This window comes from Thalassotalea sp. PS06 (assembly GCF_007197775.1).
Lineage (GTDB): Bacteria > Pseudomonadota > Gammaproteobacteria > Enterobacterales > Alteromonadaceae > Thalassotalea_A.
On sequence record NZ_CP041638.1, the window covers coordinates 1,718,435 to 1,743,582 of the forward strand.

The following is a 25,148-nucleotide window of genomic DNA, read 5'->3' on the forward strand; positions in this document are numbered from 1 at the left end:
TCGATTGCCGATTTTGCGAACAAATCGAGTTGGAAATAATCAACAAGGTCAACTTTTTACCCGTATACAGGACTACCAGAGAGGTTTACGGTGTAACTTTCATACAATCGGAAATGTTGCTAGCAACAAAGCGGTCTATCTTTTACAATACGCACCTTTCATTTCTTCATAAAAACCGGCACTTAATGACATCAGCGAAAACCAAGAAAAAGCAGGATCTGCTCAACGAGCCGGTAAGCAGTACGCTCAAGAATATGACCATTCCTATGATCTTAGGGATGATCCTGTTGATGACATTTAACCTGGTCGATACCTTTTTCGTTAGTTTACTCGGCACTCAGCCGCTAGCGGCCATCAGTTTTACCTTTCCGGTAACGTTTACGGTTATTAGCCTCGCCATTGGTTTGGGTATCGGTACCTCAGCGGTCATTGCAAAAACCTTGGGTAAAGGCGATGTAGAGTCCGCTAGAGATAGTGCTACGGTTGCGATGCTGATGACAGCGATTATCGTCGCATTGATTTCGCTGTTGGGTTATGCCTTTTCCAAACCTCTGTTTAGCCTACTCGGCGCCAAACCATCGTTGATGCCATTAATTAACGATTACATGGACCTTTGGTTTTTAGGTAGCATAGGCCTTATCGGCCCGATGACAGGTAACGCCATTTTAAGAGCCTCGGGCGATACGGTTACACCAAGTTATGTGATGGGTGGTGCAGGCCTGATTAACGCGGTACTTGATCCTTTATTCATTTTCGGCTGGGGCCCGGTTCCAGCTATGGGGATTAAGGGTGCAGCCATCGCAACATTGGTTTCATGGGCATTCGGGATGATAATTATCCTTTATATTCTTGGTGTGCGCAGACAAATGATTCATCTGAAATTACCGCATTTAGATGTTATGAAAAAATGCACTCGAGAAATTCTTCATATTGGAATGCCTGCAGCATTTGCCAATATGCTAACCCCGATTGCCGCAGCAGTGATGACTGCCATTGTTGCATCCTACGGGGAAACTGCAGTTGCTGCCTTTGGCGTGGGTTCACGTATCGAATCCATTGCCTGTTTAGTCGTTTTAGCATTGTCGATGACGCTACCACCTTTTATCAGCCAAAACCTGGGAGCTGGTAAAATGGCCAGAGTTGAGGAAGCTTACGGGGTAACTTCAAAATTTGTAATGGTGTGGCAGGTCGGCATTTATTTAGTCATGGTGTTGGTAGCACCATTTATTGCCATGGCATTTACCAATGATCAGGAAGTGGCGGATATCATCAAATTGTTTATCTACATTTTGCCACTAGGTTACGGGTTGCAGGGCATTATTATCCTTACCAATTCATCTTTTAACGCCTTACATAAGCCAATGGCGGCGTTAGCACTCAGCATTATTCGTTTATTTGTATTTTATGTGCCTCTTGCTTATCTTGGCAGTAAGTTATTTGACTTAAATGGCTTCTTTGTTGGTGCGTTACTTGGAAATTTATTGATGGCAGCCCTGTCATATCATTTATTCACCCGACAATTTGCAGAGCCTGAGTGTCTGACCGAGAGCAAGCCTTCCTGAGCCAGTTATGAGTAAAGATTTAAAGATTATTTCTAACTACACCCCAAGTGGTGATCAACCAACCGCGATTGCCCAGTTGCTGGACGGACTGGATGCCGGCTTGGCGCATCAGACTTTACTCGGTGTAACCGGCTCCGGTAAAACCTTTACCGTTGCTAATGTGATTGAAAAACAAAATCGTCCAACCATGATCCTGGCGCCAAACAAAACTCTGGCGGCTCAGCTTTATGGGGAAATGAAGGAATTCTTCCCGGAAAATGCGGTGGAGTACTTTGTTTCTTACTACGACTACTATCAGCCGGAAGCTTATGTTCCGACCACAGATACCTTTATCGAAAAAGATGCATCGATAAACGATCATATTGAGCAGATGCGATTATCAGCGACCAAAGCCCTGATGGAGCGTCGCGATGTTATTATCATTGCCTCAGTGTCTGCTATCTATGGATTGGGTGATCCCGACTCTTATTTAAAGATGATGCTGCACCTGCGTCAGGGCGATATCATCAATCAACGGGATATCCTGCGCCGCTTAGCAGAATTGCAATACACCCGCAACGATGTCGCCTTTCAACGTGCTACATACCGGGTTCGTGGTGACGTTATTGATATCTTTCCAGCGGAATCCGACCGAATTGCCTTGCGAGTTGAGTTGTTCGATGAAGAGGTAGAGCGCATCAGTCAGTTTGATCCGTTAACGGGTCAGGTTGAGCGTATTTTGCCTCGTGTGACTATCTATCCTAAAACCCACTATGCAACGCCAAGGGATCGTATTCTTGATGCCGTTGAAAAGATCAAAGTGGAACTGAAGGAGAGGGCTGAGCAACTTAAAGCTAATAATCGTCTGATCGAAGAGCAGCGCATTGTGCAGCGTACTCAGTTTGATATCGAGATGATGACGGAAATTGGATACTGTTCTGGTATCGAAAATTACTCCCGATATTTGTCTGGTCGTGAACCTGGTGAAGCACCGCCGACGTTATTTGATTATCTGCCCAATGACGGCTTATTAATCATCGACGAATCCCACGTTACGGTGCCGCAATTGGGCGCCATGTATAAGGGTGACCGATCACGAAAACAAAACCTGGTGGAATACGGGTTCCGCTTGCCATCGGCGCTTGATAACCGACCGATGAAGTTTGAAGAATTCACGGCACTGGCGCCGCAAACCATTTATGTTTCGGCAACGCCTTCTCAATATGAACTAGAGCAATCTGGCGGTGACGTTGCTGAGCAAGTCGTTCGACCAACCGGTCTATTGGACCCTACCATCGAAGTGCGTCCGGTCGATACCCAGGTGGACGATTTACTGTCAGAAATTCGCAAACGCGTTGAGGTTAACGAGCGGGTATTAGCCACAACCTTAACCAAACGTATGGCGGAAGATTTAACCGAATACCTTTCAGAGCATGGCGTTAAAACCCGTTACCTGCACTCTGATGTGGATACGGTTGAACGTATGGAAATCATTCGTGATTTACGTTTGGGTAAATTCGATGTGCTTATCGGTATCAACTTACTCCGAGAAGGTTTGGACATGCCTGAGGTGTCTTTAGTGGCAATTCTTGATGCCGATAAAGAGGGCTTCCTGCGTTCTGACCGTTCATTAATCCAGACCATAGGTCGTGCTGCTCGTAACCTTAATGGTCGCGCCATTTTGTATGCTGACAGAATTACTGGTTCAATGAAGCGTGCTATTGATGAGACTGAGCGTCGTCGTGCTAAGCAACAGGCTTACAACGAAGAAAACAACATTACGCCGAAAGGTCTGGTGAAACGTATAATTGACGTCATGGGTGTAGATTCTGGCGTCGAGGGCGATAACAAGAAAGTTGCGGAGCCGAAAAAACAAACGCCAATATTATCGACGTCTGAGATTGATGCTAAGGTTGCTGAGCTTGAAAATGAAATGTTTGAGCATGCTCGTAATCTGGAATTTGAGAAAGCAGCGGCAGTTCGTGATGAAATTGCTAAACTGCGTGATATGCAGCTGCGCAGTTAATCCAGCGCTGAATTAAACCGGCTTTTAAACTCTGGAAGTGTAATAATTGATGATTTCAGCGATCTCATCGCTGTTACAGCGTGGCAGTTTGGCAATGTCTTCGATAATTTTGTCTTGAATATCGACCGGAAATAGCATCAATTGCTCAAGGTACAGGTGTGCCTTAAGTTCATCGTTTTCACCAAGTAAATTTGCCAAATGCTTTGCGTGATGGCGCCAAACTGAACCCATAACTACCTCGCTATAAACCCCATCCTCCCTTAATTCTAGGTGAAAAAACGCAGCCACGTGCTTTTTTACTACCTGTTTTTAAGCAATCGTATAACGATGTTTAAACAGCTCTGAATAAGTCGTTTATTTGCCTCAGATTTTTATACGTGTGCTGAAAATAATAATATTCTAAATGCGGCATTAGAGCGTCAACCTTATGTTGCTAATTCGAACAAATGTTTTTTAACTGGTTGGAAAGTAGAGTCGAACTGGTTATCCTAAAACGATAAAAAGAGGAATCGATGATGAAAGAAAAAAAACAACAACTACTATCTGCTTCAGTTTGCGCCGGTTTGATTGCATTAGCAATGTCGCCAGCTCTGCAAGCAACCGAAACAAAAGAAATCGAACAAGAAATTGAAATCATTAAAGAAAAAGGCAGCGATGCTAATGTTACCGTCAGCGAAAACGGCAATACAACGACATTGAAACTTAGTGATGAAGCGTTAAAAGATAAAGCGGTTCTCGAGCAGGAGCTTGCCGATCTTCCGCAAGAAACCCGTGAAGTTGTGATGAAAGCATTGGGCAAGGTTGCCATGGTGGGGAACGGCGATGGTCATGTGTTGCATATTGAAAGTGAACATGGCGAAGAAGCATTTGAATGGGTATCAGAAGGAGATGGTGCCAATAAAGTGATTGTTGTTGATACCATTAGTGAAACCCATGGTGAAGACCATGATGTAAAAATCATTAAAAAAGTGGTTCACGCCGACAGTGAAGGTGGCCCGGTATTTATCAGCGCCAATGGTGAAGGCGGGGCGGCAAAAGCCATTGTTCACTTATTGAAAAAGGCGGAATTGAGCCCGGAAGAGTTGGATCAAATTCAACAGGCATTGGACGCGAAACGCTAATCTAAATTGTCAGAAACATAAAATCTAAGAGGGTAGAAGGCGGGCTTAATGTTTCCACCTTCCACTTTTAGCTTTCTTATTCGTACTCTAGAGGATCCGTCGCATTATTCTTTGCAAACGCCTCTAAACGTTCCTGACAAGCACCACATTTACCGCAGGCTTTTTCACGACCGTTATAACAGGTCCAGGTTTTCGAATAATCTAGCCCCATCTCCAAACCATCAGTAAGAATATCGATTTTAGAAACTGTCAGGTAAGGGGAGTAAATTTCCACCGGTTCGTAGTTAGCGATTTTACAGACATCGTTCATTTTCATCACGAATTCTGGGCGACAATCCGGGTAAATGGCGTGATCACCAGAATGGGCACCGTAATAAACCTGACCAGCACCTTTTGATACCGCATAGCCAACCGCAAGCGATAATAAAATCATATTACGGTTTGGCACCACCGTAGATTTCATACTCTCTTCAGCATAATGGCCTTCCGGGATATCAATTTCGTCGGTTAACGATGAACCGGCCAATAATTGGTTGATGCTGGTGATATCAATCACTTTATGTTCAATACCCAGCTCTTTACAAACATTGGCGGCATATTCCAACTCTTTTACATGGCGCTGTCCGTAATCGAAGGATAGGGCATAGACCTCTTTGTTGTCTCGAACTGCACGATTGAGCACGGTGAATGAATCCATGCCACCGGAGTAAATTACCACGACTTTTTCTGTCATATTTTCAGCCATTTATTAACTTGCGTAATGTATAATACGAAATATCCGTAATTTTACTTGATAATCTTGTATCGCTAAAGAAGATTTATGATGAGCCAATACAAAATTAACGAAATGTTCGAGACCATTCAGGGTGAAGGGTCATTTACCGGACAACCTTCCATTTTTATTCGTTTACAAGGGTGTCCTGTTGGTTGCTCATGGTGCGATACCAAACATACCTGGGATATTGATCCCGAACGGGAAGTCAGCGCTCCGGTTATGCTGGCAAAGTCGGCGGAAACCGATGAGTGGGCGGAATTTAGTATCGCCGATTTATTGCAGACCATTGCTGATAACGGCTGGCAGGCCAAACATATCGTACTAACAGGCGGTGAACCTTGTATGGTTGACCTCGAACCATTGTGCCGAGTCCTGGAAGAGAGTGGTTATTCGACGCAAGTGGAAACCTCAGGAACCTTTGAAGTACTCGTCAGCCCTAAATGTTGGGTAACGGTATCTCCTAAGGTAAATATGCGCGGTGGTTACAAGGTGCTTGGTTCGGCGATGCACAGAGCCAATGAAATTAAGCATCCGGTAGCAACAGAACAACATGTAGATGATTTAAAAGCCTTGCTTGCAGAGCATGGCATTACTGATACCCCGGTTTACCTGCAACCTATCAGCCAAAAAGAACGGGCAACCCAACTTGCCATCGATACCTGTATCGCTAATAACTGGCGCCTTTCCATTCAGGTCCACAAATACATCGGCATCGAATAGTCTTCATCAAGGGGCCAGAGTTGTTGAATTTACTGGGGTCGGCAGTCGCTGTTTGACTCTGACCCCAGTAAATTTACCGCCCCAATGATTTTGAGCTAAGCTCATAATATCAAGTCCACTAAGTAAGAATTTAATGAAATTGGTATAGACCCTTCAACGAGGTGTTTGTTTTGAGTAACGCATTATTCCAACCGATTAAACTTGGACCTTACCAACTTAAAAACCGCATTGTCATGCCACCCATGACACGTTCAAGGTCTTCCCAACCCGGCGATATCCCCAACCAAATGATGGCTACTTACTATCAACAGCGAGCGTCCGCAGGTTTGATTGTTAGTGAAGGGACGCAAATTTCACCGATGGGCAAAGGTTACGCTTTTACCCCAGGGATTTTTAGCGACGCCCAGGTAGAGGGCTGGAAACTGGTAACGGAAGCGGTGCATGAAAAAGACGGCATCATATTCGCTCAATTGTGGCATGTAGGCAGGGTATCCCATCCCAATAATCTAGGTGGAGAACAACCGATTTCTTCTTCAACCCTGAAAGCAGAAAATGTTAAAGTGTATGTGGATAACGGCGAGCAAACCCCAGGATTTGTCGATGTTGTTCAGCCCCGTTCTATGTCTGTTGAAGATATCGAATTGGTCATTCAGGAGTTTCATCAGGCGGCACTAAACGCTATACAGGCCGGGTTTGATGGCGTCGAGTTACATGCCGCCAATGGTTACCTGTTAAATCAGTTTATTGATTCTGAGTCTAATCAACGTGTCGATGAGTACGGTGGCACGCTCGAGAACCGATTAAGGTTTTTGGACCGAGTTGTTGAAACCTTGGTTGACGCAGTTGGTGCCGATAAAGTCGGTGTGCGTCTTGCGCCTTTAACCTCACTTAACGGCACAGTTGACGCTAATCCAGAGGAAGCCTATGTTGCAGCTGCCGAATTACTCAACCGACATAAAATCGCCTATATGCATATCGCGGAAGTGGATTGGGATGATGCGCCAGATACTCCAGAGAGCTTTAAGCTAGCGCTTCGCAAAGCCTTTACTGGGGTGATTATCTACGCAGGGCGCTACGATGCCGAAAAGGGCAGTGAAGCCATTAAAAACGAGATAGCCGATATGATTGGCTTTGGCCGGCCATTTGTTGCTAATCCTGATTTGCCGGAGCGGATTAAACATGGCTACCCGCTTGCGCAACATGATCCGGATACCCTGTTCGGTGGTGGTGAAAAAGGCTTAACGGACTATCCAGAGTATCAACCTAAATAATGTCGCAAAAATTGTGCTATTAACTTTAAACTTTATGTGGCTGAGTGCAGTCCTAGATAGATTGCATATAATCAAATAACAGGCACATTTTCAAACCTTCGGGAGAGTTTTATGAAGCGCAGCGTAATGATTTTGTTATCCGGTATTTTGGCGATCAGCCCATTGGCGATAGCATCAGAAATCGACCCGCAAACCGAAAAAGAAATCAAGCACCTGCTCAAGTACGTTGGCGATAGTGGCTGCAAATACGAACGCAATGGTGATTTTCACCAAGGCGAAGAAGCGGTCGAACATATTCAAAAGAAATACGACTACTTTGTTGACGATATTGAAACGACTGAAGACTTTATCGAGAAAAGTGCCACCCAAAGCCTGATTTCTAAAAAGAAATACATGATCCATTGCCCGGATCAGGAAGCTGTTCCATCTGGCGATTGGTTATTAGAAGAGCTGGACCGTTATCGCGAACAGCAATCAAGCCAAGTCCAATAGAGCAGGGGGCTGCCCGTTAATGTGGTTCGGGATTATTCTGCTTTTTAAGAATTTTAATAATTCGGCTATTGATGATTTCCGATAGGTTCCAATAGTAAAGCTTGGGATCGGTTGTGTTATAGAAAACAATCATTACGGTATTAATATCTTGGTGATAAGTAGCGAAACTTTGATAGCCAGGAATCCACCCACCGTGTTCATATTCGTAAATAGAAGAATATATCTCCCGTTCTTCTCCTTCGAATATCGTCCCATCGTTCAGAGCTCTTAAAAATACTCCAACGTCTTCGGCTGTGGCCAACATACCGTGCTCACCTTCCTTCAAATCATGAGGGTATCCAACGTGATATCCACTCATAACCTGGCTCATATCAACTTGCTTGGACGAATTGAACGTGCTGTTTAGAGACAGTGGCTGTAAGATTTCTTTTTCAATGAACTTAAAACTATCGTAACCCAACTCGTTATTCATTATTTTGTTGAGTAACAGGTAATTGGTATTGCTATACTCGTAGTCTTCACCGGGTTTAAAATTGGCGGGTTTATCGAGGATCAAGGCAAGACTCTCTTCATAGGTAGATGTTGGCTCCGCCCAAAAATTCGGGGCATCGGTGAAATTGGGAATGCCACTGCGATGCTGAACCATTAGCCTCAAAGTAATTTGATCGGCATGCTCGATTCTTCCAATTAACTCAGGTAGATAGTCTGCGATTGTTTTATCGAGAGAGAGTCGCCCATCGGCCACTAGTTTGGTTAAAGCTAGTGCATCATAGAGCTTATTTATGCTGGCAATTTTAAACAGAGCATCGGTTTTTGCAGATGTCTTGGAGTCTCGATTGTGCCATCCCGCTGCAAACTGCTGAGGCGTTTTACCGGCCTGATCGATATACACAATGATACCTTCAAACCCATGGCTGACTCCTTGTTTGAGTTGTTCTTCAACAGTATCTGGCAGCGGCAGAATCCAGGCTTTTACTAATAACCAAGGGACAAAGAATAAGGATATGGCTGTGCCAATGAATAGCGCAGCTCTAAGTAGATGCTTGCCGAGTCCTTTTCTCATTCCCTAATCCTTTGTTCAGCCATTACATTATTTTATTAGCTTAACACTGCCTGCAAATTATCACACCCGCAGGTAACTCGTTTATTTAAAAGAAGTTAAGTTTTTCGCACTTTGCGTCATTCCAGATGCAACGTCATTCCGGACTTCGATCCGGAATCTAAAGCCCGGCAAGAAGATACCGGGCGACCCCGGTATGACGGGAGAGGGCTACTTGTTTATGACGGGTTAGGGACCCCGTTTATCCTGGCTTGAGGTTTCGATACTCTCAGCGTCATTCCCATTCCAGATTCAACGTCATTCCGGACTTCGATCCGGAATCTAAGGCCCAGCAAGAAGATACCGGGCGACCCCGGTATGACGGGAGAGGGCTACTTGTTTATGACGGGAGAGGGCTACTTGTTTATGACGGGAGAGGGCTACTTGTTTATGACGGGTTAGGGACCCCGTTTATCCTGGCTTGAGGTTTCGATACTCTCAGCGTCATTCCCATTCCAGATTCAACGTCATTCCGGACTTCGATCCGGAATCTAAAGCCCAGCAAGAAGATACCGGGCGACCCCGGTATGACGGGAGAGGGCTACTTGTTTATGACGGGTTAGGGACCCCGTTTATCCTGGCTTGAGGTTTCGATCCTCTCAGCGTCATTCCCATTCCAGATTCAACGTCATTCCGGACTTCGATCCGGAATCTAAGGCCCAGCAAGAAGATACCGGACGACCCCGGTATGACGGGTTAGGGCTACTTGTTTATGACGGGTTAGGGCTACTTGTTTATGACGGGTTAGGGCTACTTGTTTATGACGGGTTAGGGACCCCGTTTATCATGGCTTGAGGTTTCGATACTCTCAGCGTCATTCCCATTCCAGATTCAACGTCATTCCGGACTTCGATCCGGAATCTAAGGCCTAGCAAGAAGATACCGGGCGACCCCGGTATGACGGGAGAGGGCTACTTGTTTATGACGGGAGAGGGCGACCCTGGATGACAGGGTACTGATAGCAATTAGTAAGCAACATCCCGTTTAAACGGCGGCAATGAATCGAGTAGTTCCTTGCCATAACGCTTGCTCACAAGACGCCTGTCGAGAATATAGATATCACCGGTATCTTTCTCATTGCGCAGTAAGCGGCCGCAGGATTGAATGAGTTTCTTCGAGGCTTCTGGCACGGTCAGGAGCATGAATGGATTACCACCTTTAAGCTTTACGTACTCCGATTGCGCCTGATCGACAGGTGACGTTGGAACCGAGAAGGGCAGCTTAGTGATTATCAAATTGGTCAGATATTTGCCCGGTAAATCCAGACCTTCAGAAAAGCTTTGGCTACCAAACACTACGCTGGTTTTACCTTGATCACAGAGTTTCTTGTGGGTTTCGATAATGTGTTGGCGCGAATCTTCACCTTGCATGAGGATTTCAATCTTGGATTTTTCCCGCAGTGCTTCCGCCACTTTTTGCATTTGCCAGTAGGAAGAAAACAACACTAAGTTGGTTTCCTCATCTTTTAATATGCCCGGGATCACCTTAATCAATTCGTCGGTGAAAGCATCGCTATTGGTAGGTTCGGTTTTCATTGCCGGAATGTGCAGTACCGCATTGTTCTGGTAATCAAATGGTGAACCGATGCGTTGATATTGAGTTCCATCATTTTTCCCAAGACCCACCTGACGGCGGAAATGGTCGAAGGAATTTAGCGCGCAGATAGTGGCGGAGCACAGCACTGCACCTTCGCATTTGCTCCAGAGGTTATCTTCAAGCATAAAGCCGACTTCAATTGGCGAAGCGCAAACCACAACATCGTCACGCTTGCCTTCACTTTGTTCAATCCAGCGTGCTAGCGGCGCACCTTTTTCCGGATCGGTTTTCGCATACATCGCCCAGATTTTTTCTAAGTTTTCCAGACGCTGCATAATAAACCCGCTTTCCGATAACAGGCCTTCAGCCTGATACATCTGTATGGCACCGTCTTTAACCTCTTCCATCAGCAGGTTATAGAGCTTAGTGATTTCTGCCAGCGCCTTTTTACTTATCCCAGCTATATCTTCAGCCAGATTTTTTAGGTTCTTAGGAACTAAGCCATTTTCAAAACGATACTGTTCTTCGTCAGCAAAATACACTGCGCGGTTAGCTTCAATAAAGCTAAATACCTTTTGTAAATCGGCAATGATTTCCTGGCAATAATCCGTCAGTTTCAACGACGGAGAGATGGCGCGTTGATTTTTACTTAGTTTGGAAATCTTGTCGCTAAGCATGCTCACCTTGCTTAACCAATCCATCGCGCCTTTTACCGTAGCCATTGCCGAGGAATGATCGCGAGTGATTTGTGGCAGGTGATGGGCCTCATCAAGAATGTATATGGTGTCTTCTGGCTCGGTTAAAATTTTACCGCCACCCAGTTCTAAATCTGAAAGCAATAGGGCATGGTTAACTACCAATACATCGGCTAGTTCCATGGCTTCACGGGCTTTGTGAAACGGACAGTTAGTATGTTCAGGCAGGTGTTTTAAGCATGAATGGCGATCGCATTGAATGGTCTGCCAGATATGATGGGGAACGGATTTTGGCCAAGAATCTAAATCTCCCTGCCATTTACCACTGGCCAGTTTTTCCGCCATGGTTTTTAACAAGCGAATATCTGACGCTTTCGGCTTTTCCTGAAACAGCGCCACTTGTCCATCATCAGAGCCGTCATCTGAACCGTCGTTTTCCTGGGTCATAGCAGCAAGTTTTTGTGCGCAGACATAGCGCTGGCGGCCTTTTACCAGGCAGTAATCAAAATCTAACCCGGACGTTTTTTGCAGGAAGGGTAAGTCTTTGTCCACTAACTGCTCTTGCAGAGCAACGGTGGCGGTAGAGATGATGACTTTTTTGTTCTTTGCCATGGCCAGGGGGATGGCCCCTAAGCAGTAGGCGAGAGATTTTCCGGTACCCGTGCCGGCTTCAATGGCGATATGCTTGCGCAGCTTGTCGTATTCGCCACCTAAGGTTTTGGCAATTTCAGCAATCAAAAATGTTTGTTGCTTGCGCGGCGTAAAATTTTCGAGGTTTTCACCTATCTGTTTGTAGGCCTGACGGATTACTTCCTTGGTTTTTTCACCTAACATAATTGCTCTTATGGGTTCCCATTAACTCGCGCTTCGAATATGCTGTATATAATAACAGGTCATTTCTTCGTGTGTCTATGAGTGGTAGCGATTCGGTTAACGTAAAAGCGACGGATCCAGGTTTAAATCCCGAAAATCGGCAAAATTCTGAGCCCATGCCTGGCTTTGTATTAACCAGGCAAATTCAGGAAACCGTTAACGGTATTCAATTGATATTCTGGTTGCAGACCGATTCCGGGCCGGTAAAGCTGGAAATTGACGGTGAACAACCGGTGTTTTTTGTGGAAACAAAATATGCTAACAGTGCAGCGCAAACCCTTAAACAACACAATATCAATCACAACAACCGCGAACTAGAACTTACTGCTTACAATAGCAATAAGGTGACTGGCTTTTACTTTCAGCGCTTGAGTCAATTCTACGTTGCCCGCGATCGCCTAAAAGAGCAGGGCATCAAGGTTTACGAGGATGATGTGCGCCCAGACGATCGCTTTTTGATGGAGCGATTTATCTATGGCTCATTGATCTACACCGGCGCGAATAGTGCAAATCTGCCGCCTATTTCGAACCCTCAAAGCGCTAATGCCACCTACCAGCATATTCAAAGCGGCCGTGCGAAAGCGGGAAAATATACGCCAAAACTTTCCATGTTATCTTTGGATGTGGAGTGCTCGTTTGCTGGTGAGCTGTATTCCATCGGCTTTTATCAGGACAACCGTCAGGTTGTGATCATGATTGGTCAGCCAGAGCCCGATGCAGAAGATTATATTGTCTGGGTTGATGATGAAAAAGCACTGCTGCATGCAACAATTAATCTTATTAACAACTGGGATCCGGATACCATTATCGGCTGGAATGTGGTTGGTTTTGATATGCGGCTTTTACAAAAGCGCTGCGATTTACACAATATTCCATTTGCCATTGGCCGAGACGGTTCGGTATTGCAATGGCGACAAAATCGTATGTCACCGGAACAACATTTTGTGATGATCCCGGGTCGCGTCACCTTAGATGGCATCGATTTACTGAAAACGGCGACCTATAACTTCCCCAGCTTTTCTTTAGAAAATGTCTCTCAAACCTTGCTTGGCGTGGGCAAAGAGATTGACGATGTGGATAGCCGTGGTGAAGAAATCACCCGTAAATTTCGACACGATAAGCAAGCATTAGCCAAATATAACCTGATGGACTGTAAGCTGGTCTGGGATATTTTCATTAAAACCCAGTTGCTCGAATTCGCGATTCTGCGCTCTACCTTAACCGGCCTGGAACTAGATCGAATTGGTGGAAGTGTTGCCGCTTTTACCAATTTGTATTTGCCGAAGTTACACCGTGCGGGCTTTATTGCCCCGAATCTTGGCGATGGTGAACGGGATCTGGTATCGCCCGGCGGCTATGTGATGGACTCAATTCCTGGCTTGTACAAGAACGTTTTGGTGCTCGATTTTAAGAGTCTGTATCCAAGCATTATCCGCACCTTCAAAATTGATCCCATGGGCATGGTAATTGGCATGGAACAGGCGGAGACAGAGCCTGAGAAAGTTATTCCGGGTTATGATGGCGCCAGTTTTAGTCGTGAGCAGCACTTCTTGCCGGAGATTATCGAGTCTTTGTGGGCTGAACGTGATAAAGCCAAAGCTCTGAAAAATGCGCCCTTATCTCAGGCGATTAAAATTATCATGAACTCGTTTTACGGGGTGCTTGGCTCCAATGGCTGTCGCTTTTTCGATCCCAGGTTATCGGGCTCAATCACCAAACGTTCTCACGATTTGTTAAAAACCACGCAACAATGGATAGATGATTTGGGATACCGGGTGATTTACGGAGATACGGATTCGATTTTTGTTAGCATTGGGGAAGAGCATGATGATACCAAGGCCCAGAAAATCGGCGAAGAGTTGATGGATTTGATTAATGCACGCTGGCAACAAAAGCTCATCGATGATTATCAGATTGAAAGTGCCTTAGAGATAGAATTTGAAACCCATTTTCATACGTTTTTAATGCCAACGGTGCGAGGCACGGATATCGGAACTAAGAAACGCTACGCTGGACTTGTTGGCCGAGATGAGCAAGAGCAGCTGGTGTTTAAGGGCCTTGAGAGTGTGCGTACCGACTGGACCGAACTTGCCAAATGTTTTCAGCAAAATTTATATCTGAAGGTATTTCATAATGAGCCGGTAGAAGCATATATCCGGGAGATGGTGAATGACACCATGGACGGTAAGTTTGATCATATGCTCACTTATCGCAAACGCCTGCGTCGCAAACTCGATGATTACCAGAAAAATGTCCCGCCCCATGTGAAAGCGGCTCGTCATGCCGATGATATTCATCAAGCAAACAACCAACCGCTGCGATATCAAAATAAAGGCTGGATTGAATATGTGATGACGGTTGCGGGTCCGCAAACGCTTGAGCATCAGCAAGCACCTATCGATTATCAGTTATATATCGACCGTCAGCTAGCGGCTATTGCTGACGGCATTTTGCCGTTTATCGATAAAGATTTTAACTCCATCTGTGATCAGCAGATGCAGTTGTTCTAAAGCTTGATTTCTCTATTTCTCTTCGAAATTAAGGTGGAAGGTGGAAGGTGGAAGCGGCTTTAGTCTCGGCATGAGCAACATTGCCCACATCGTCATACCGGCGTCGGCCGGTATCTTTCACCTTAATACGTCATACCGACGACGGGCTCTATCTTTCACCTTAATGCGTCACACCGGCGTCGGGCTCTATCTTTCACCTTAATACGTCATACCGGCGTCGGCCGGTATCTTGTTCTTTGTTCTTAGATTCCGGATCAAGTCCGGAATGACGGGGTTTGGTTAAGTCAGTAATGACGGCTGGGATTAAGCTAGTCAGGATGCCTTTGTGTTACTTCAATGCGTCACACCGGCGTCGGCCGGTATCTTTCACCTTAATACGTCATACCGGCGTCGGCCGGTATCTTGTTCTTTGTTCTTAGATTCCGGATCAAGTCCGGAATGACGGGTTTGGTTAAGTCAGTATTGACGGCTTGGGATTAAGCTAGTCAGGATGCCTTTGTGTTACTTCAATGCGTCACACCGGCGTCGGGCTCTATCTTTCACCTTAATACGTCACACCGGCGTCGGCCGGTATCTTTCACCTTAATACGTCATACCGGCGTCGGCCGGTATCTCGTTCTTTGTTCTTAGATTCCGGATCAAGTCCGGAAAGACGGGCTAATGAATTCGGAATTTTGGAAAAGCAACCAAGATTGCTGTCATATCCTGTTATGACAGGATATCGAAGCCAAAGTGCTTTAATCAGCCATCTGTTGTCTCTAGTCTGATCAGTCTGCGAGCGATTTTCTAATCGCGTTCTGAGTTTTTCTGAAAAACTTCGTGTAATTTCTGTGGAGTTGCCGTATTCTAAAACTATGTTTAGATGGCTAGATAGCTAAAAGCGAGAGACTCTTTAACTATCTTACAGTCAGTAGTAATTAACGGATACAGTGTCGCAATGAAGAAAAATACCGCAATCGTCAACGCCGGGCGTCAGAAAAAATGGACTCAGGGGATCATTAATCCTCCGGTTTTTCGTGCTTCAACCATCGTTTTTGACAGCGTATTGGATATGAAGAAAGCGACGGCTAAACGTGGCGAGCAAGCCATGTTCTACGGTCGTCGTGGCACACCGACGACCTTTGCTTTTGCCGATGCCATGACCGAACTCGAAGGCGGGGAAGGTTGTTATGTATACCCCTGTGGCACTGCGGCAATTACCAGCGCCATTTTATCTTTCGTAAAAACCGGCGAACACCTGCTTATGGTTGATACCGCTTATGAGCCGACTCGCGATTTTTGTGAGAAAACGCTGGCTAATTTAGGCGTTGAAGTCACCTTCTACGATCCTATGATCGGCCGAGATATCCAACAGTTAATCAAGCCAAACACCACAGTAATATTTTTAGAATCGCCGGGTTCATTGACCATGGAAGTGCAGGACGTACCGGGTATTTGCGATGTCGCCCATTCCCAATCTCAGGATATTACCGTGATTCTCGATAACACCTGGGCGTCGCCAGTGCTGTTTCAACCCTTTGAACATGGCGTTGATGTTTCTGTTCAGGCAGCGACAAAATATATTGTTGGTCACAGTGATGCAATGCTTGGTACCGCAACGGCCAATGAAAAATGCTGGCCGACACTAAGAGAGAACTCATACTTGCTAGGGCAATGTGCGTCACCTGACGATATCTATCTGGCGATGCGTGGCATCAGAACCCTAGGGGTTCGGTTAAAGCAGCATCAAAGCAATGCACTTGAAGTTGCAAAATGGCTTTCTGAACGTGATGAAGTCGACTGCATTTTGCATCCGGCATTTGAAAACCATCCAGGCCATGAGTATTTCAAACGCGACTTTCTTGGCAGCAATGGTTTGTTCTCATTTGTGTTAAAGGATTCTAATCCAGAGGCGTTAAATGCGATGCTTGATGGCATGGAACATTTTAAAATGGGATTTTCCTGGGGCGGCTATGAGAGTCTGATTTTGGCCAATTCCAACATTGGTAAAATGCGCAGCGCCACACCTTGGCCATTTGATAAACCACTGATCCGTTTGCATATTGGCCTGGAAGACGTTGAAGATTTGATTAGCGATTTGGAAAAGGGCTTTAGTCGCCTGAATGAGCGTCTATAGTAATTTCAGACTGCAGACTGCAGACGGCAGAATGCAGAAAGACCTCTTGCGAGTTAAATTATGCTGACAGCGAAACAGATTGAATCGGGCGTACTTGCCATGGGCGATCCAGACATCGCCCAACACTCGCAGCGGTTTTTTAAAACTGGCGAAGGCGAGTATGGGGAAGGGGATATCTTTGTTGGCATTCGCGTTCCAAATTTGAGAAAACTTGTTCCTCAGTACAAAGGAATAGAGCTGGACGAGTTAGGTAAATTGCAGCAAAGCCAATATCATGAGCTCCGTTTGCTCGCCTTGTTTATTTTGGTTAAGAAATATCAATTAGCCAAAACCGAAAACGATCAAAAGCGTTTGGTGGATTACTATCTAAACCATCTTGCCTGGGTCAATAACTGGGATCTGGTTGACAGCTCCGCCCATCATATCCTTGGTAACTACCTGTTAGAACGCGACAAATCTATGCTTTATGAATTTGCCGAATCAAAGGATTTATGGACTCGCCGGGTTGCGATGATCACCACCTACCGATTTATCAAACACAATCAATTCGAACCCACCTTAAAGCTTGCAACTATGCTCATCAATGATAAGGAAGATTTGATGCACAAAGCCTGTGGGTGGATGCTTAGAGAGATCTTTCGACAGGACAGACAAGTACTGGATACTTACTTAAAAGCTCATTACCAGCAAATGCCAAGAACCATGCTGCGCTACGCGATAGAAAAGCACGAACCTGAGGTTCGTAAGATGTACTTGCAGGGGTTGATTTGAGCTCTCACAAATTAAAGGTTTTCTATGAGTGATTCCTGGGACGATTACGCGGCAGAATGGGACACCAACCCTGATGTAATTCACTATGCCAATTTGGCGTTTGATTCACTCTGCAAGTATATGGATATTGCAGATTTAGCGGTTTTAGATTTTGGCTGTGGTACGGGATCATTAACCGAAAAATTGTCAGGTAAGGCTGCAACTGTTGTAGCGCTCGATTCTTCCAAAAAAATGATCCAGGTCTTAGAAGCCAAAAAAATACCTAGGGTTAATGCTCTGGTTTGTGACCTTGCACAAGAATCCATTGATAGCCAGCCCTTGCTACAGCGAAAATTCGACTTGATTGTCGCTTCTTCTGTCTGCGCATTCGTGCCTGATTACCTGCAAACGTTATCGGCGTTCAAAGCCCTGCTAAAGGAAGGTGGTACTTTTATTCAATGGGATTGGCAACGCATAAACCCAAAGGATGATTTTGGGTTTTCAGCCCAAGATATGGAGCGCGGCTATGTGCAGGCCGGTCTTGAGGTGGAGCGGGTTGGTGAAGGTTTTTCGCTAACAACGGCTAAAGGCACCATGACAGTCCTGATGGGCATTGCCAAAAAAACGCAATAATTGATGGGGACAGAGTCAATTACCAAAAGACAAAGCCTCAGAAAAACAATATATTATCTCTTATTCAGGCATCACTCTGACCCCCTTAAAATGACCATTACTGGACAATAAGATGTTAAAAAATACCGCATTTACTTTATCCATTTTCATCATTGTTGCTATTGCCCTGGCGTTTCCCGGAGCGTTTCAGCAGGTAGGAGACTACAAACTGACGGGTCTCATAGTACCCCTGTTGATGATCATCATGTTTGGCATGGGTACCTCAGTTGGTGTTGCGGATTTTGTTCGAGTTGCAAAAATGCCAAAAAGCATTGGCGTTGGGTTAATTTGTCAGTATTCCATCATGCCGTTTATTGGCATGTCGCTGGCAACTCTTTCAGGTATGCCGCCGGAAATTGCTGCGGGTATTATTTTAGTGGGTTGTGCGCCAGGTGGTCTCGCATCTAACGTAATGGCATATATCTCAGGTGCAAATTTAGCGCTTTCATTGTCTCTAACGGCGTTCTCAACGCTGCTAGCACCGTTTGCGACACCACTTCTGATGTCCTGGTTAGCGGGCGAACACATTCCAATTGACGCGGTAGCCATGTTCTGGAGCATCACTAAGATTGTTATTCTACCGGTTGTTGCAGGCTTGCTATTTAATCATTTTCTTCACGGTAAATTCCCGATAATCGATAAAGCCATGCCAATGGTTTCTATGGTCGGCATTATCGTGATCATTGCCATTATCACTGCCGCTGGTCGTGATAACCTGATCACTCTAGGTTTTGCCTTAATCGGCATTGTCGCCTTGCAAAACATACTCGGCTTGGCTCTTGGCTACCTGGTCGCCAAGTTAATTCGCATGGACGAAGCGTCTGCTCGAGCGATTGCCTTTGAAGTGGGCATGCAAAATTCTGGCTTAGCCTCTGGTATTGCCGTTGAAATGGGACGGGTTGCGACTATGGGAATAGCACCAGCGGTATTTGGCCCGATGATGAACATCAATGGTTCCATTCTCGCGTCATTCTGGCGCAAATCTGCTGATAAGCATCGCCCGGTTGATATCGAAACCGAGACAATCCAGCAAAATTAGAGTTGACTCCAAAAATATATTGGGGTGGTAATGTAAGTATTCGGAAATGAATGTTTTGAAGAATTTGTATCGAAGGTCTACTCATAGAATTAGTAACATGAAGCATATATATCTTTTTGCTTTTGCTTTTGCTTTTGCTTTGTTTTTATTGGGCTGCCAGGTAACCACTCAAACCACGATAGGTGCATTAGAAAACGAACCTGAGCCAGTGTCTGAAGTGACTTTAGAGGATGTCTGTCATGAATTTTCTTGCCGGGAAAATATCGTCATTAAATTCAAAACCGAGGATGGTACTTTTGAACAACAGCTAGCGCTATATTGGCCTAGGGTATTCAACGATACCATTTCTATTTTACCTGGTGAGTCGTTTTTGGTCGAAGCAGAACTTGTCGACGGCAAACTCGTTAACTTGAAAGAGGTAAAAGAGAACAGTAATCCAGCCAAAACTATCGCAATAGATTTTCAGCAAATGGATGACAGCGTGCATATGATGTTGTCTGTATCCAATCCGTTTGAAAACGTCGCGCTGAAGTTTAATATGGATATGATTGATTTTACCGGTACGCCCCATGAAACCAGTAGCTGTCCGATTTTGCCCCGTGGCTCAGGATTCGAAACCTGGCCGCATCCAATACCTGAACTGGTGTTAACTAACCCAGTCACTATCGACGTAAGTGAAATGAAAACCGTAAACTGTGTTTATTAATCCATGGAGGCTGAGTCACTTTTGCTCAAAGAATGGTTTGATGTTTCTTAAGTAAGTGTACATTGAATTGACCCTGATACCTTGAACAGGGTGTTAAATCACTTATGTGAATGCTCGATGATGCCAGCTCTACCATAACCTATGAGGGTTCAACAACCGGATCCGATTATAAAGAGAAAGGCTCACCTATGCTGGTGTCGTGGAGTGTTCGTCCAAAAGTTAGCAAACTGGATATTTCATCCGTTGCAACTTGGTGCGAGGATAAGGTGTTTTTGGAAGACCATGCTCACGGGGTACGCAATTTGGTGGTTAATCCAGAGCTACTTTCCCCTATCGACGATTAATGCGCCAGTGAATGCGGACGTTGGCGTAAATCACTCAAGAGCAGGTAGCTCTGACAACGAATATTTCAAAATCGACATAGCCAATCTAGATTAACTGCAAACGTTTCATCGCCGATTTGTCTCACTCGTATTATAGTTAAGATAACCTTATATAATACCAATTACATTAAATTATTGCTCACTCAGTGAGAATTTAAAGGCTTTTAGACAAGGCTTTGATTGCAGACAATGGTCGCTCCATTATCAAAATCAGTAACGCAGGATAAACGCCTTTAAAACTCACCCGTAGGGAGTTTGTGAGAGGCCCATTTACTGCCCTATATTTCATTAATATAGAATGACTATATCAATAAAATCTATGTTGCAAATGAACCTCTGCTCAAACTCTGAGTAGTGCACAAACTTAGTGTGATTGGTATAAATCATATTATTAACTCCAATGAGTCAACAAGTACTTCTGTATGGGTACAGCAGCATTGCGATCGTGTTGGTGCTGTTCCTCGTCATTATCGCTCTGAATGAAGTGGGTTTCAGGATTGGACGATTTGTGCAATCGCGTACCGACAGCGAAGTGAAATCGTTAACCGGTTCGATACAAGCCAGTATCCTTGGTCTGTTGGCCTTACTACTCGGATTTACTTTTAGCATGTCGATGCAGCGATTTGATAGTCGTAGCATGGCGCTAATTGATGAGGCAAACGCCATCGGTACGGCGATTTTGCGGGTGCAGCTATTACCATCAACGTATCGGCAAGACGCAAAAACTTTACTCAATGATTACGTCAAACTAAGAGTAGAAATAGGCAAGTTAGACTTAACGAAAAAAAATGAGCGTTTGTCTTACAATCGAGAAATCGGGCAATTACAAAAAAAACTTTGGCTGTTAGGCGTGAAAGCCACCGCTGAAGATCCAAGACCTGTTACTACTGGCGCATTTATTAGCTCTTTGAATGAGTTAATCGACAGTCAGGGAAAACGAAATGCCCTGTTGCAGATGCAGGTACCTGAAGTCGTGGTCTTGTTATTGTTTGTCGTGTTTATTTCTTCCGGCGGTATTATGGGGTATTCGGCCGGATTAAGTGGCACCCGAATGCTGGTCCCTATCGTACTCGTGTCAACATTAATAGCTTTAATCGTATTTATCATTATCGATTTAGACCGACCTAAAAGGGGGTTGATTAAGGTGAATCAGAGTGTGATGGTCGACTTACTGAAAAAGGGCGAATAGTCATTGCTGCTGATATCGCTCACGGGGCGGCACACGGCTGTTGGCACATTTCTTAAGTACCGATAAATTACTTTTTAAACGGTGGAAGGACTAAAAGTTACGATGCAAAGCTTTCTATTGTGGCTTTGTGGCCTGAGAATCAAGCCGATTAGCTTAGGCATATTAGTTCAATCATTCTCAGTTAACCTCACTATTCGATTTCGAGTCTGTGAATTTCTGTCTGATTAACTTTACTATTTTTCCAGTCGTCTATAATGACTGTTATCCATTAGTTTCAAGTCGTTTATCAAGCGCGTTTTGAGTCCGTTGGGAGATATTGTGTCGTCTATCACCATTCGCAACGCTGGCATTGAAGATAGTGGATTGATCTTAAGATACATTACTGAGTTGGCTCGCTACGAAAAAGCCGAGCATGAGGTAAAGGCCTGTGAAGAAACGATAAAAGCTTCTTTGTTTGGCCCCGGCTCTGTAACTCGGGCTTTGATTTGTGAGTATAACAACGAGCCAGTTGGCTTTGCGGTTTATTTTTTCAATTACTCAACCTGGTTAGCCAAACAAGGATTGTATTTAGAAGATCTATACATCACTCCGGTTTATCGGGGCCATGGAGCAGGGAAGGCGTTGTTACGGCAGTTGGCCAGAATCGCGCTAGACAATAACTGTGGTCGCTTTGAATGGAGTGTGCTGGATTGGAATAAACCTGCTATCGATTTTTACCAAAGCATAGGGGCTGAACCACAGAGTGAGTGGGTTGGTTACCGGCTAACCGGGCAGGCGTTGCTGGATCTGGCACAATAATACCTGTGCTGGGCAGTGATCTAATAGCAACTGCAGCGGGTATCGTTTATCCGTTATGAGAATCAAGCTGTTTGTAGTCCATACAAGGAAATTACGGGCGAAAACGTGTTTGGTCTTTCTTCATTGTTTTTTCATACCGAACACCATTAGCCCAGATTAAAAGGAGGCTATCATGCGGTGTTTGAGTAAAAAACTACTGCTTATCATTTTTTCAATTTGTACTTTTTCAGTCGGTGCCATGACACCGGGTCTTTCCAATAGTGCCGCTTCTACCGGTTCGCTAGCATCGGTTTTACACCAGACCACCGGGACCTGGCGTGGAGAGCTTTATTATCTCGATTACCAAAGTGGTCAACGTTATGCGATCCCGATGAAGGTTGAAGCAAGCCTTAGTGCTGATGAGGAGACGCTTATTCGTCAATTAACCTTTACCGATCCTGAAAATCTTGTTTTTGCCACCCAATTACTGACGCTTAATGAGCAGGAAGGCAGTTTGGCCGAAGCTTATTTTCGTGATAATCAGGGCGACTGTTTTGATTATCAAATCGTCAAAGTGCAAATCACCGATGAAAACCATTGGCGTTTTGAATTTCAGAACGAAACGTTTGACGATGAGCGAAAAGCGCTTGTGTTACACAAATATGAGCGCAAGGGCAATCAGTTGTTTTCGGAGAAGAAAGTGAAGTATCTGGATGATTCCAAAGCAAAGTTTATTGTTCGTAATGGCAGTAAACTGACCTTAATGGAAGTTGCTAATTAGACTTTAGCCATTTAAAGAGACGCTACTTTTTAATTTTGTAAAATTATTGCAACAAAAGCTGACGAGGCAATGACCTTAAGTTACACTTATTCGAGTTTGATGTTGGCTGCATCCATCCTAGGGAAGTTGGTCAATGGATGGATTTTCTTTTGTTGATGTAGGTGTAGAGGTAGCGTCTTTTGTATAAGTTTGTGTCTGTTTTAGCTCTCGCATTCTTTGCTTTCGTACTTTGGGTCATATATCTCGCCAATATCGGGAACAACAACGTCGTGTTCCAATGGGTTGCGCAAACGCCATACGGCGATAAGCTCGGACATTTATTCATTTTTGGGTTTCTCACCCTAATCACCAACGCTTCACTTAAATTCAAAACCGTGTCACTGGGCCGCGTTAATACGTATCTGGGTACCTTGTTGGTAAGTGTTTTTGTACTCGCTGAAGAATTTAGCCAGGGCTTTCTACCTACTCGTAGTATGGATATTCAGGATGTTATTGCTGATGCAATAGGCATCATCATTTTCACTGCGATTTCTCATATCATTGCCGTACGAACTCGTCGTCAACCCGCACTGATTGCTGACGAGGCCTAACCTTACCGCTCTGCAGCAGGGCTTAAACATCTTGATTTACAAGCAGATATGAAGATAATTAAGGTTTCTTCAGCAACCTTTCTGTTTGCTAATACCAATCACACTAAGTTTGTGCACAACTCAGAGTTAGGGCAGAGGTTTATTTACAACATAGATTTTATTGATATAGTCATTCTATATTAATGAAATATAGGGCCGTAAATGGGCCTCTGGTAAACTCCCTACGGGTGAGTTTTAAAGGCGTTTATCCTGCGTTACTGATTTTGACAATGGAGTGACCATTCTCTGCAATCAAAGCCTTGTCTAAAAGCCTTTAAATTCTCACTGAGTGAGCAATAATTTAATGTGATTGGTATCATGACTATCGCGCAATTAAATATCGCTAAGGCAAAAAGGCCTTTAACCGACCCGCGTATGAGTGGTTTTACCGATCATCTCGACCGCATTAATCAGCTTGCTGAAGACAGCGCAGGCTTTATCTGGCGCTTTATTGATGACGAAAATAACAGTCAAACACTGTCTGTCCTCAAAGACCCCCTTGTTATTGCAAACCTTTCCCTGTGGCAATCAGCCTCAGATTTAAAAAAGTTCGCCTACGGCACTGAGCATCGAAACTTTGTGAAAAATCGTGGTCAATGGTTTGAGTCACTGGAACAGGCAAGCCTGGTGTTATGGTTTCATGAGGATGGTCAACCGCCTTCTTTGGAAGAAGCTGTTAATAAATTGCAGCTTTATCGTCAACAAGGTAACACACCCCAGGCATTCAATTTTGCCTACGCCCTCAATCACTCAGAATCTTAAATAAGGAATATTATGCTAACAGTATACGGAGATAGCGTTTCTGGAAATTGCTATAAAATTCAGTTGCTCGCGTCATTGTTGGATATCGATATCAACTGGGTGGAATTGAATATCTTAGATGGGGATACCCAAAAGCCGGATTTTCTTGCCTTAAACCCTTTAGGGAAAATTCCTTTGCTGCAAACTGATGATGGCTTTGTGCTGAGTGAATCCAATGCCATATTGCATTTTCTGGCTGATGGTCATGAGATTGCAGGTAAGGATGTAGAAACGAAAAGTCAGGTTTTACAGTGGCAGTTTTTCGAACAATATTCCCACGAACCGTATATTGCCGTTGCCCGCTTTATTAACTTCTATTTAGGACTGCCTGAAGAAAAGTTGGCTGAGTACCTGCAAAAACAAGAGGGCGGTCATAAGGCCCTTGCGCACATGGAACAACAACTACAAAAAACACCATTTCTTGTCGGTGAACAGCTGAGTCTGGCAGATATTTCTCTCTACGCTTATACCCATGTTGCTCATCAAGGAGGCTTTGAATTAGATAAGTATCCGGCGATTCAGGCGTGGATCACCCGCATTGAGGCACAGGAAAATTATCGACCTATGGGGCCTAAGGCAAACAAGCCATCGTAATTCATAATATAAAAGGTTTTTCACTCTTTGAATTCTGCAATACAGGAACTAT

General features: G+C 44.6%; 22 protein-coding genes and 1 pseudogene. 19 read left to right on the forward strand and 4 right to left on the reverse strand.

Features of this window, described 5'->3' with window-relative positions:
• The first annotated feature begins 185 nt into the window (after positions 1-185).
• On the forward strand, positions 186-1,562 hold the full coding sequence (locus FNC98_RS07585; protein ID WP_143580672.1) for an MATE family efflux transporter: 1,377 nt from the start codon (positions 186-188) through the stop codon (positions 1,560-1,562).
• A gap of 7 nt (positions 1,563-1,569) precedes the next feature.
• Positions 1,570-3,567 (forward strand): excinuclease ABC subunit UvrB, encoded by a 1,998-nt coding sequence (gene uvrB, locus FNC98_RS07590; RefSeq protein ID WP_143580673.1) that lies wholly within the window; start codon positions 1,570-1,572, stop codon positions 3,565-3,567.
• 24 nt (positions 3,568-3,591) lie between these two features.
• Here uvrB and FNC98_RS07595 read toward each other — a convergent pair whose 3' ends face one another.
• The gene (locus tag FNC98_RS07595) at positions 3,592-3,798 is read right to left on the reverse strand and encodes a hypothetical protein (RefSeq protein WP_143580674.1); all 207 of its coding nucleotides are present in this window, start codon (positions 3,796-3,798) and stop codon (positions 3,592-3,594) included.
• 281 nt (positions 3,799-4,079) lie between these two features.
• Here FNC98_RS07595 and FNC98_RS07600 point away from each other — a divergent pair, with 281 nt between their 5' ends.
• The gene (locus FNC98_RS07600; protein ID WP_143580675.1) at positions 4,080-4,688 is read left to right on the forward strand and encodes a hypothetical protein; all 609 of its coding nucleotides are present in this window, start codon (positions 4,080-4,082) and stop codon (positions 4,686-4,688) included.
• Between the two features lie 76 nt (positions 4,689-4,764).
• Here FNC98_RS07600 and queC read toward each other — a convergent pair whose 3' ends face one another.
• Complete coding sequence (gene queC / locus FNC98_RS07605) at positions 4,765-5,421, reverse strand: 7-cyano-7-deazaguanine synthase QueC (RefSeq protein WP_144035497.1); 657 nt, start codon at positions 5,419-5,421, stop codon at positions 4,765-4,767.
• Positions 5,422-5,508: 87 nt separating this feature from the next.
• On the opposite strand from queC, the gene queE reads away from it, so the two are divergent.
• The 3 genes from queE (at position 5,509) to FNC98_RS07620 (ending at position 7,946) form a co-directional block, all read left to right on the forward strand.
• Positions 5,509-6,183 (forward strand): 7-carboxy-7-deazaguanine synthase QueE, encoded by a 675-nt coding sequence (gene queE / locus FNC98_RS07610; RefSeq protein WP_260680570.1) that lies wholly within the window; start codon positions 5,509-5,511, stop codon positions 6,181-6,183.
• 170 nt (positions 6,184-6,353) lie between these two features.
• The gene (locus FNC98_RS07615; RefSeq protein WP_143580676.1) at positions 6,354-7,454 is read left to right on the forward strand and encodes an alkene reductase; all 1,101 of its coding nucleotides are present in this window, start codon (positions 6,354-6,356) and stop codon (positions 7,452-7,454) included.
• A gap of 111 nt (positions 7,455-7,565) precedes the next feature.
• On the forward strand, positions 7,566-7,946 hold the full coding sequence (locus FNC98_RS07620; protein ID WP_260680571.1) for a DUF5329 domain-containing protein: 381 nt from the start codon (positions 7,566-7,568) through the stop codon (positions 7,944-7,946).
• Positions 7,947-7,962: 16 nt separating this feature from the next.
• Here FNC98_RS07620 and FNC98_RS07625 read toward each other — a convergent pair whose 3' ends face one another.
• Both FNC98_RS07625 and dinG read right to left on the reverse strand, forming a co-directional pair.
• Positions 7,963-9,009: a serine hydrolase domain-containing protein gene (locus FNC98_RS07625; protein ID WP_143580677.1), complete on the reverse strand. Its 1,047-nt coding sequence runs from the start codon at positions 9,007-9,009 to the stop codon at positions 7,963-7,965.
• Between the two features lie 1,001 nt (positions 9,010-10,010).
• Positions 10,011-12,110: an ATP-dependent DNA helicase DinG gene (gene dinG / locus FNC98_RS07630; protein ID WP_143580678.1), complete on the reverse strand. Its 2,100-nt coding sequence runs from the start codon at positions 12,108-12,110 to the stop codon at positions 10,011-10,013.
• Positions 12,111-12,187: 77 nt separating this feature from the next.
• On the opposite strand from dinG, the gene FNC98_RS07635 reads away from it, so the two are divergent.
• From FNC98_RS07635 to FNC98_RS07695, 13 genes and pseudogenes are all read left to right on the forward strand, one after another.
• Positions 12,188-14,659, forward strand: coding sequence for a DNA polymerase II (locus FNC98_RS07635; RefSeq protein WP_260680572.1), 2,472 nt, complete (start codon positions 12,188-12,190; stop codon positions 14,657-14,659).
• Positions 14,660-15,596: 937 nt separating this feature from the next.
• Positions 15,597-16,775, forward strand: a complete 1,179-nt coding sequence (locus FNC98_RS07640) for a cystathionine beta-lyase (RefSeq protein ID WP_143580679.1) — start codon at positions 15,597-15,599, stop codon at positions 16,773-16,775.
• 60 nt (positions 16,776-16,835) lie between these two features.
• Positions 16,836-17,546 carry a DNA alkylation repair protein gene (locus tag FNC98_RS07645; protein WP_143580680.1) on the forward strand — a complete coding sequence of 237 codons (711 nt, stop codon included), beginning with the start codon at positions 16,836-16,838 and terminating at the stop codon, positions 17,544-17,546.
• 24 nt (positions 17,547-17,570) lie between these two features.
• Positions 17,571-18,158 (forward strand): class I SAM-dependent DNA methyltransferase, encoded by a 588-nt coding sequence (locus tag FNC98_RS07650; RefSeq protein ID WP_143580681.1) that lies wholly within the window; start codon positions 17,571-17,573, stop codon positions 18,156-18,158.
• Between the two features lie 112 nt (positions 18,159-18,270).
• A complete protein-coding gene (locus FNC98_RS07655) occupies positions 18,271-19,236 on the forward strand; it encodes a bile acid:sodium symporter family protein (protein WP_143580682.1) in 966 nt (321 codons plus the stop codon).
• A gap of 97 nt (positions 19,237-19,333) precedes the next feature.
• Positions 19,334-19,942 (forward strand): hypothetical protein, encoded by a 609-nt coding sequence (locus FNC98_RS07660; protein ID WP_143580683.1) that lies wholly within the window; start codon positions 19,334-19,336, stop codon positions 19,940-19,942.
• Between the two features lie 119 nt (positions 19,943-20,061).
• Positions 20,062-20,286 (forward strand): annotated as a pseudogene (locus FNC98_RS07665) (delta-class carbonic anhydrase); the annotation flags it as partial.
• A 439-nt stretch (positions 20,287-20,725) separates the two neighbouring features.
• Positions 20,726-21,514, forward strand: coding sequence for a hypothetical protein (locus FNC98_RS07670; RefSeq protein ID WP_143580684.1), 789 nt, complete (start codon positions 20,726-20,728; stop codon positions 21,512-21,514).
• A gap of 315 nt (positions 21,515-21,829) precedes the next feature.
• Positions 21,830-22,312, forward strand: a complete 483-nt coding sequence (locus FNC98_RS07675; RefSeq protein ID WP_221932951.1) for a GNAT family N-acetyltransferase — start codon at positions 21,830-21,832, stop codon at positions 22,310-22,312.
• A 181-nt stretch (positions 22,313-22,493) separates the two neighbouring features.
• A complete protein-coding gene (locus FNC98_RS07680) occupies positions 22,494-23,072 on the forward strand; it encodes a hypothetical protein (protein ID WP_143580686.1) in 579 nt (192 codons plus the stop codon).
• A 191-nt stretch (positions 23,073-23,263) separates the two neighbouring features.
• A complete protein-coding gene (locus FNC98_RS07685) occupies positions 23,264-23,662 on the forward strand; it encodes a VanZ family protein (RefSeq protein WP_260680576.1) in 399 nt (132 codons plus the stop codon).
• Between the two features lie 357 nt (positions 23,663-24,019).
• Entirely contained in the window at positions 24,020-24,463 is a 444-nt protein-coding gene (locus FNC98_RS07690; protein ID WP_143580688.1) for a DUF3291 domain-containing protein, read from the forward strand.
• Positions 24,464-24,475: 12 nt separating this feature from the next.
• Entirely contained in the window at positions 24,476-25,096 is a 621-nt protein-coding gene (locus FNC98_RS07695) for a glutathione S-transferase family protein (RefSeq protein WP_143580689.1), read from the forward strand.
• The last annotated feature ends 52 nt before the right edge of the window (positions 25,097-25,148 follow it).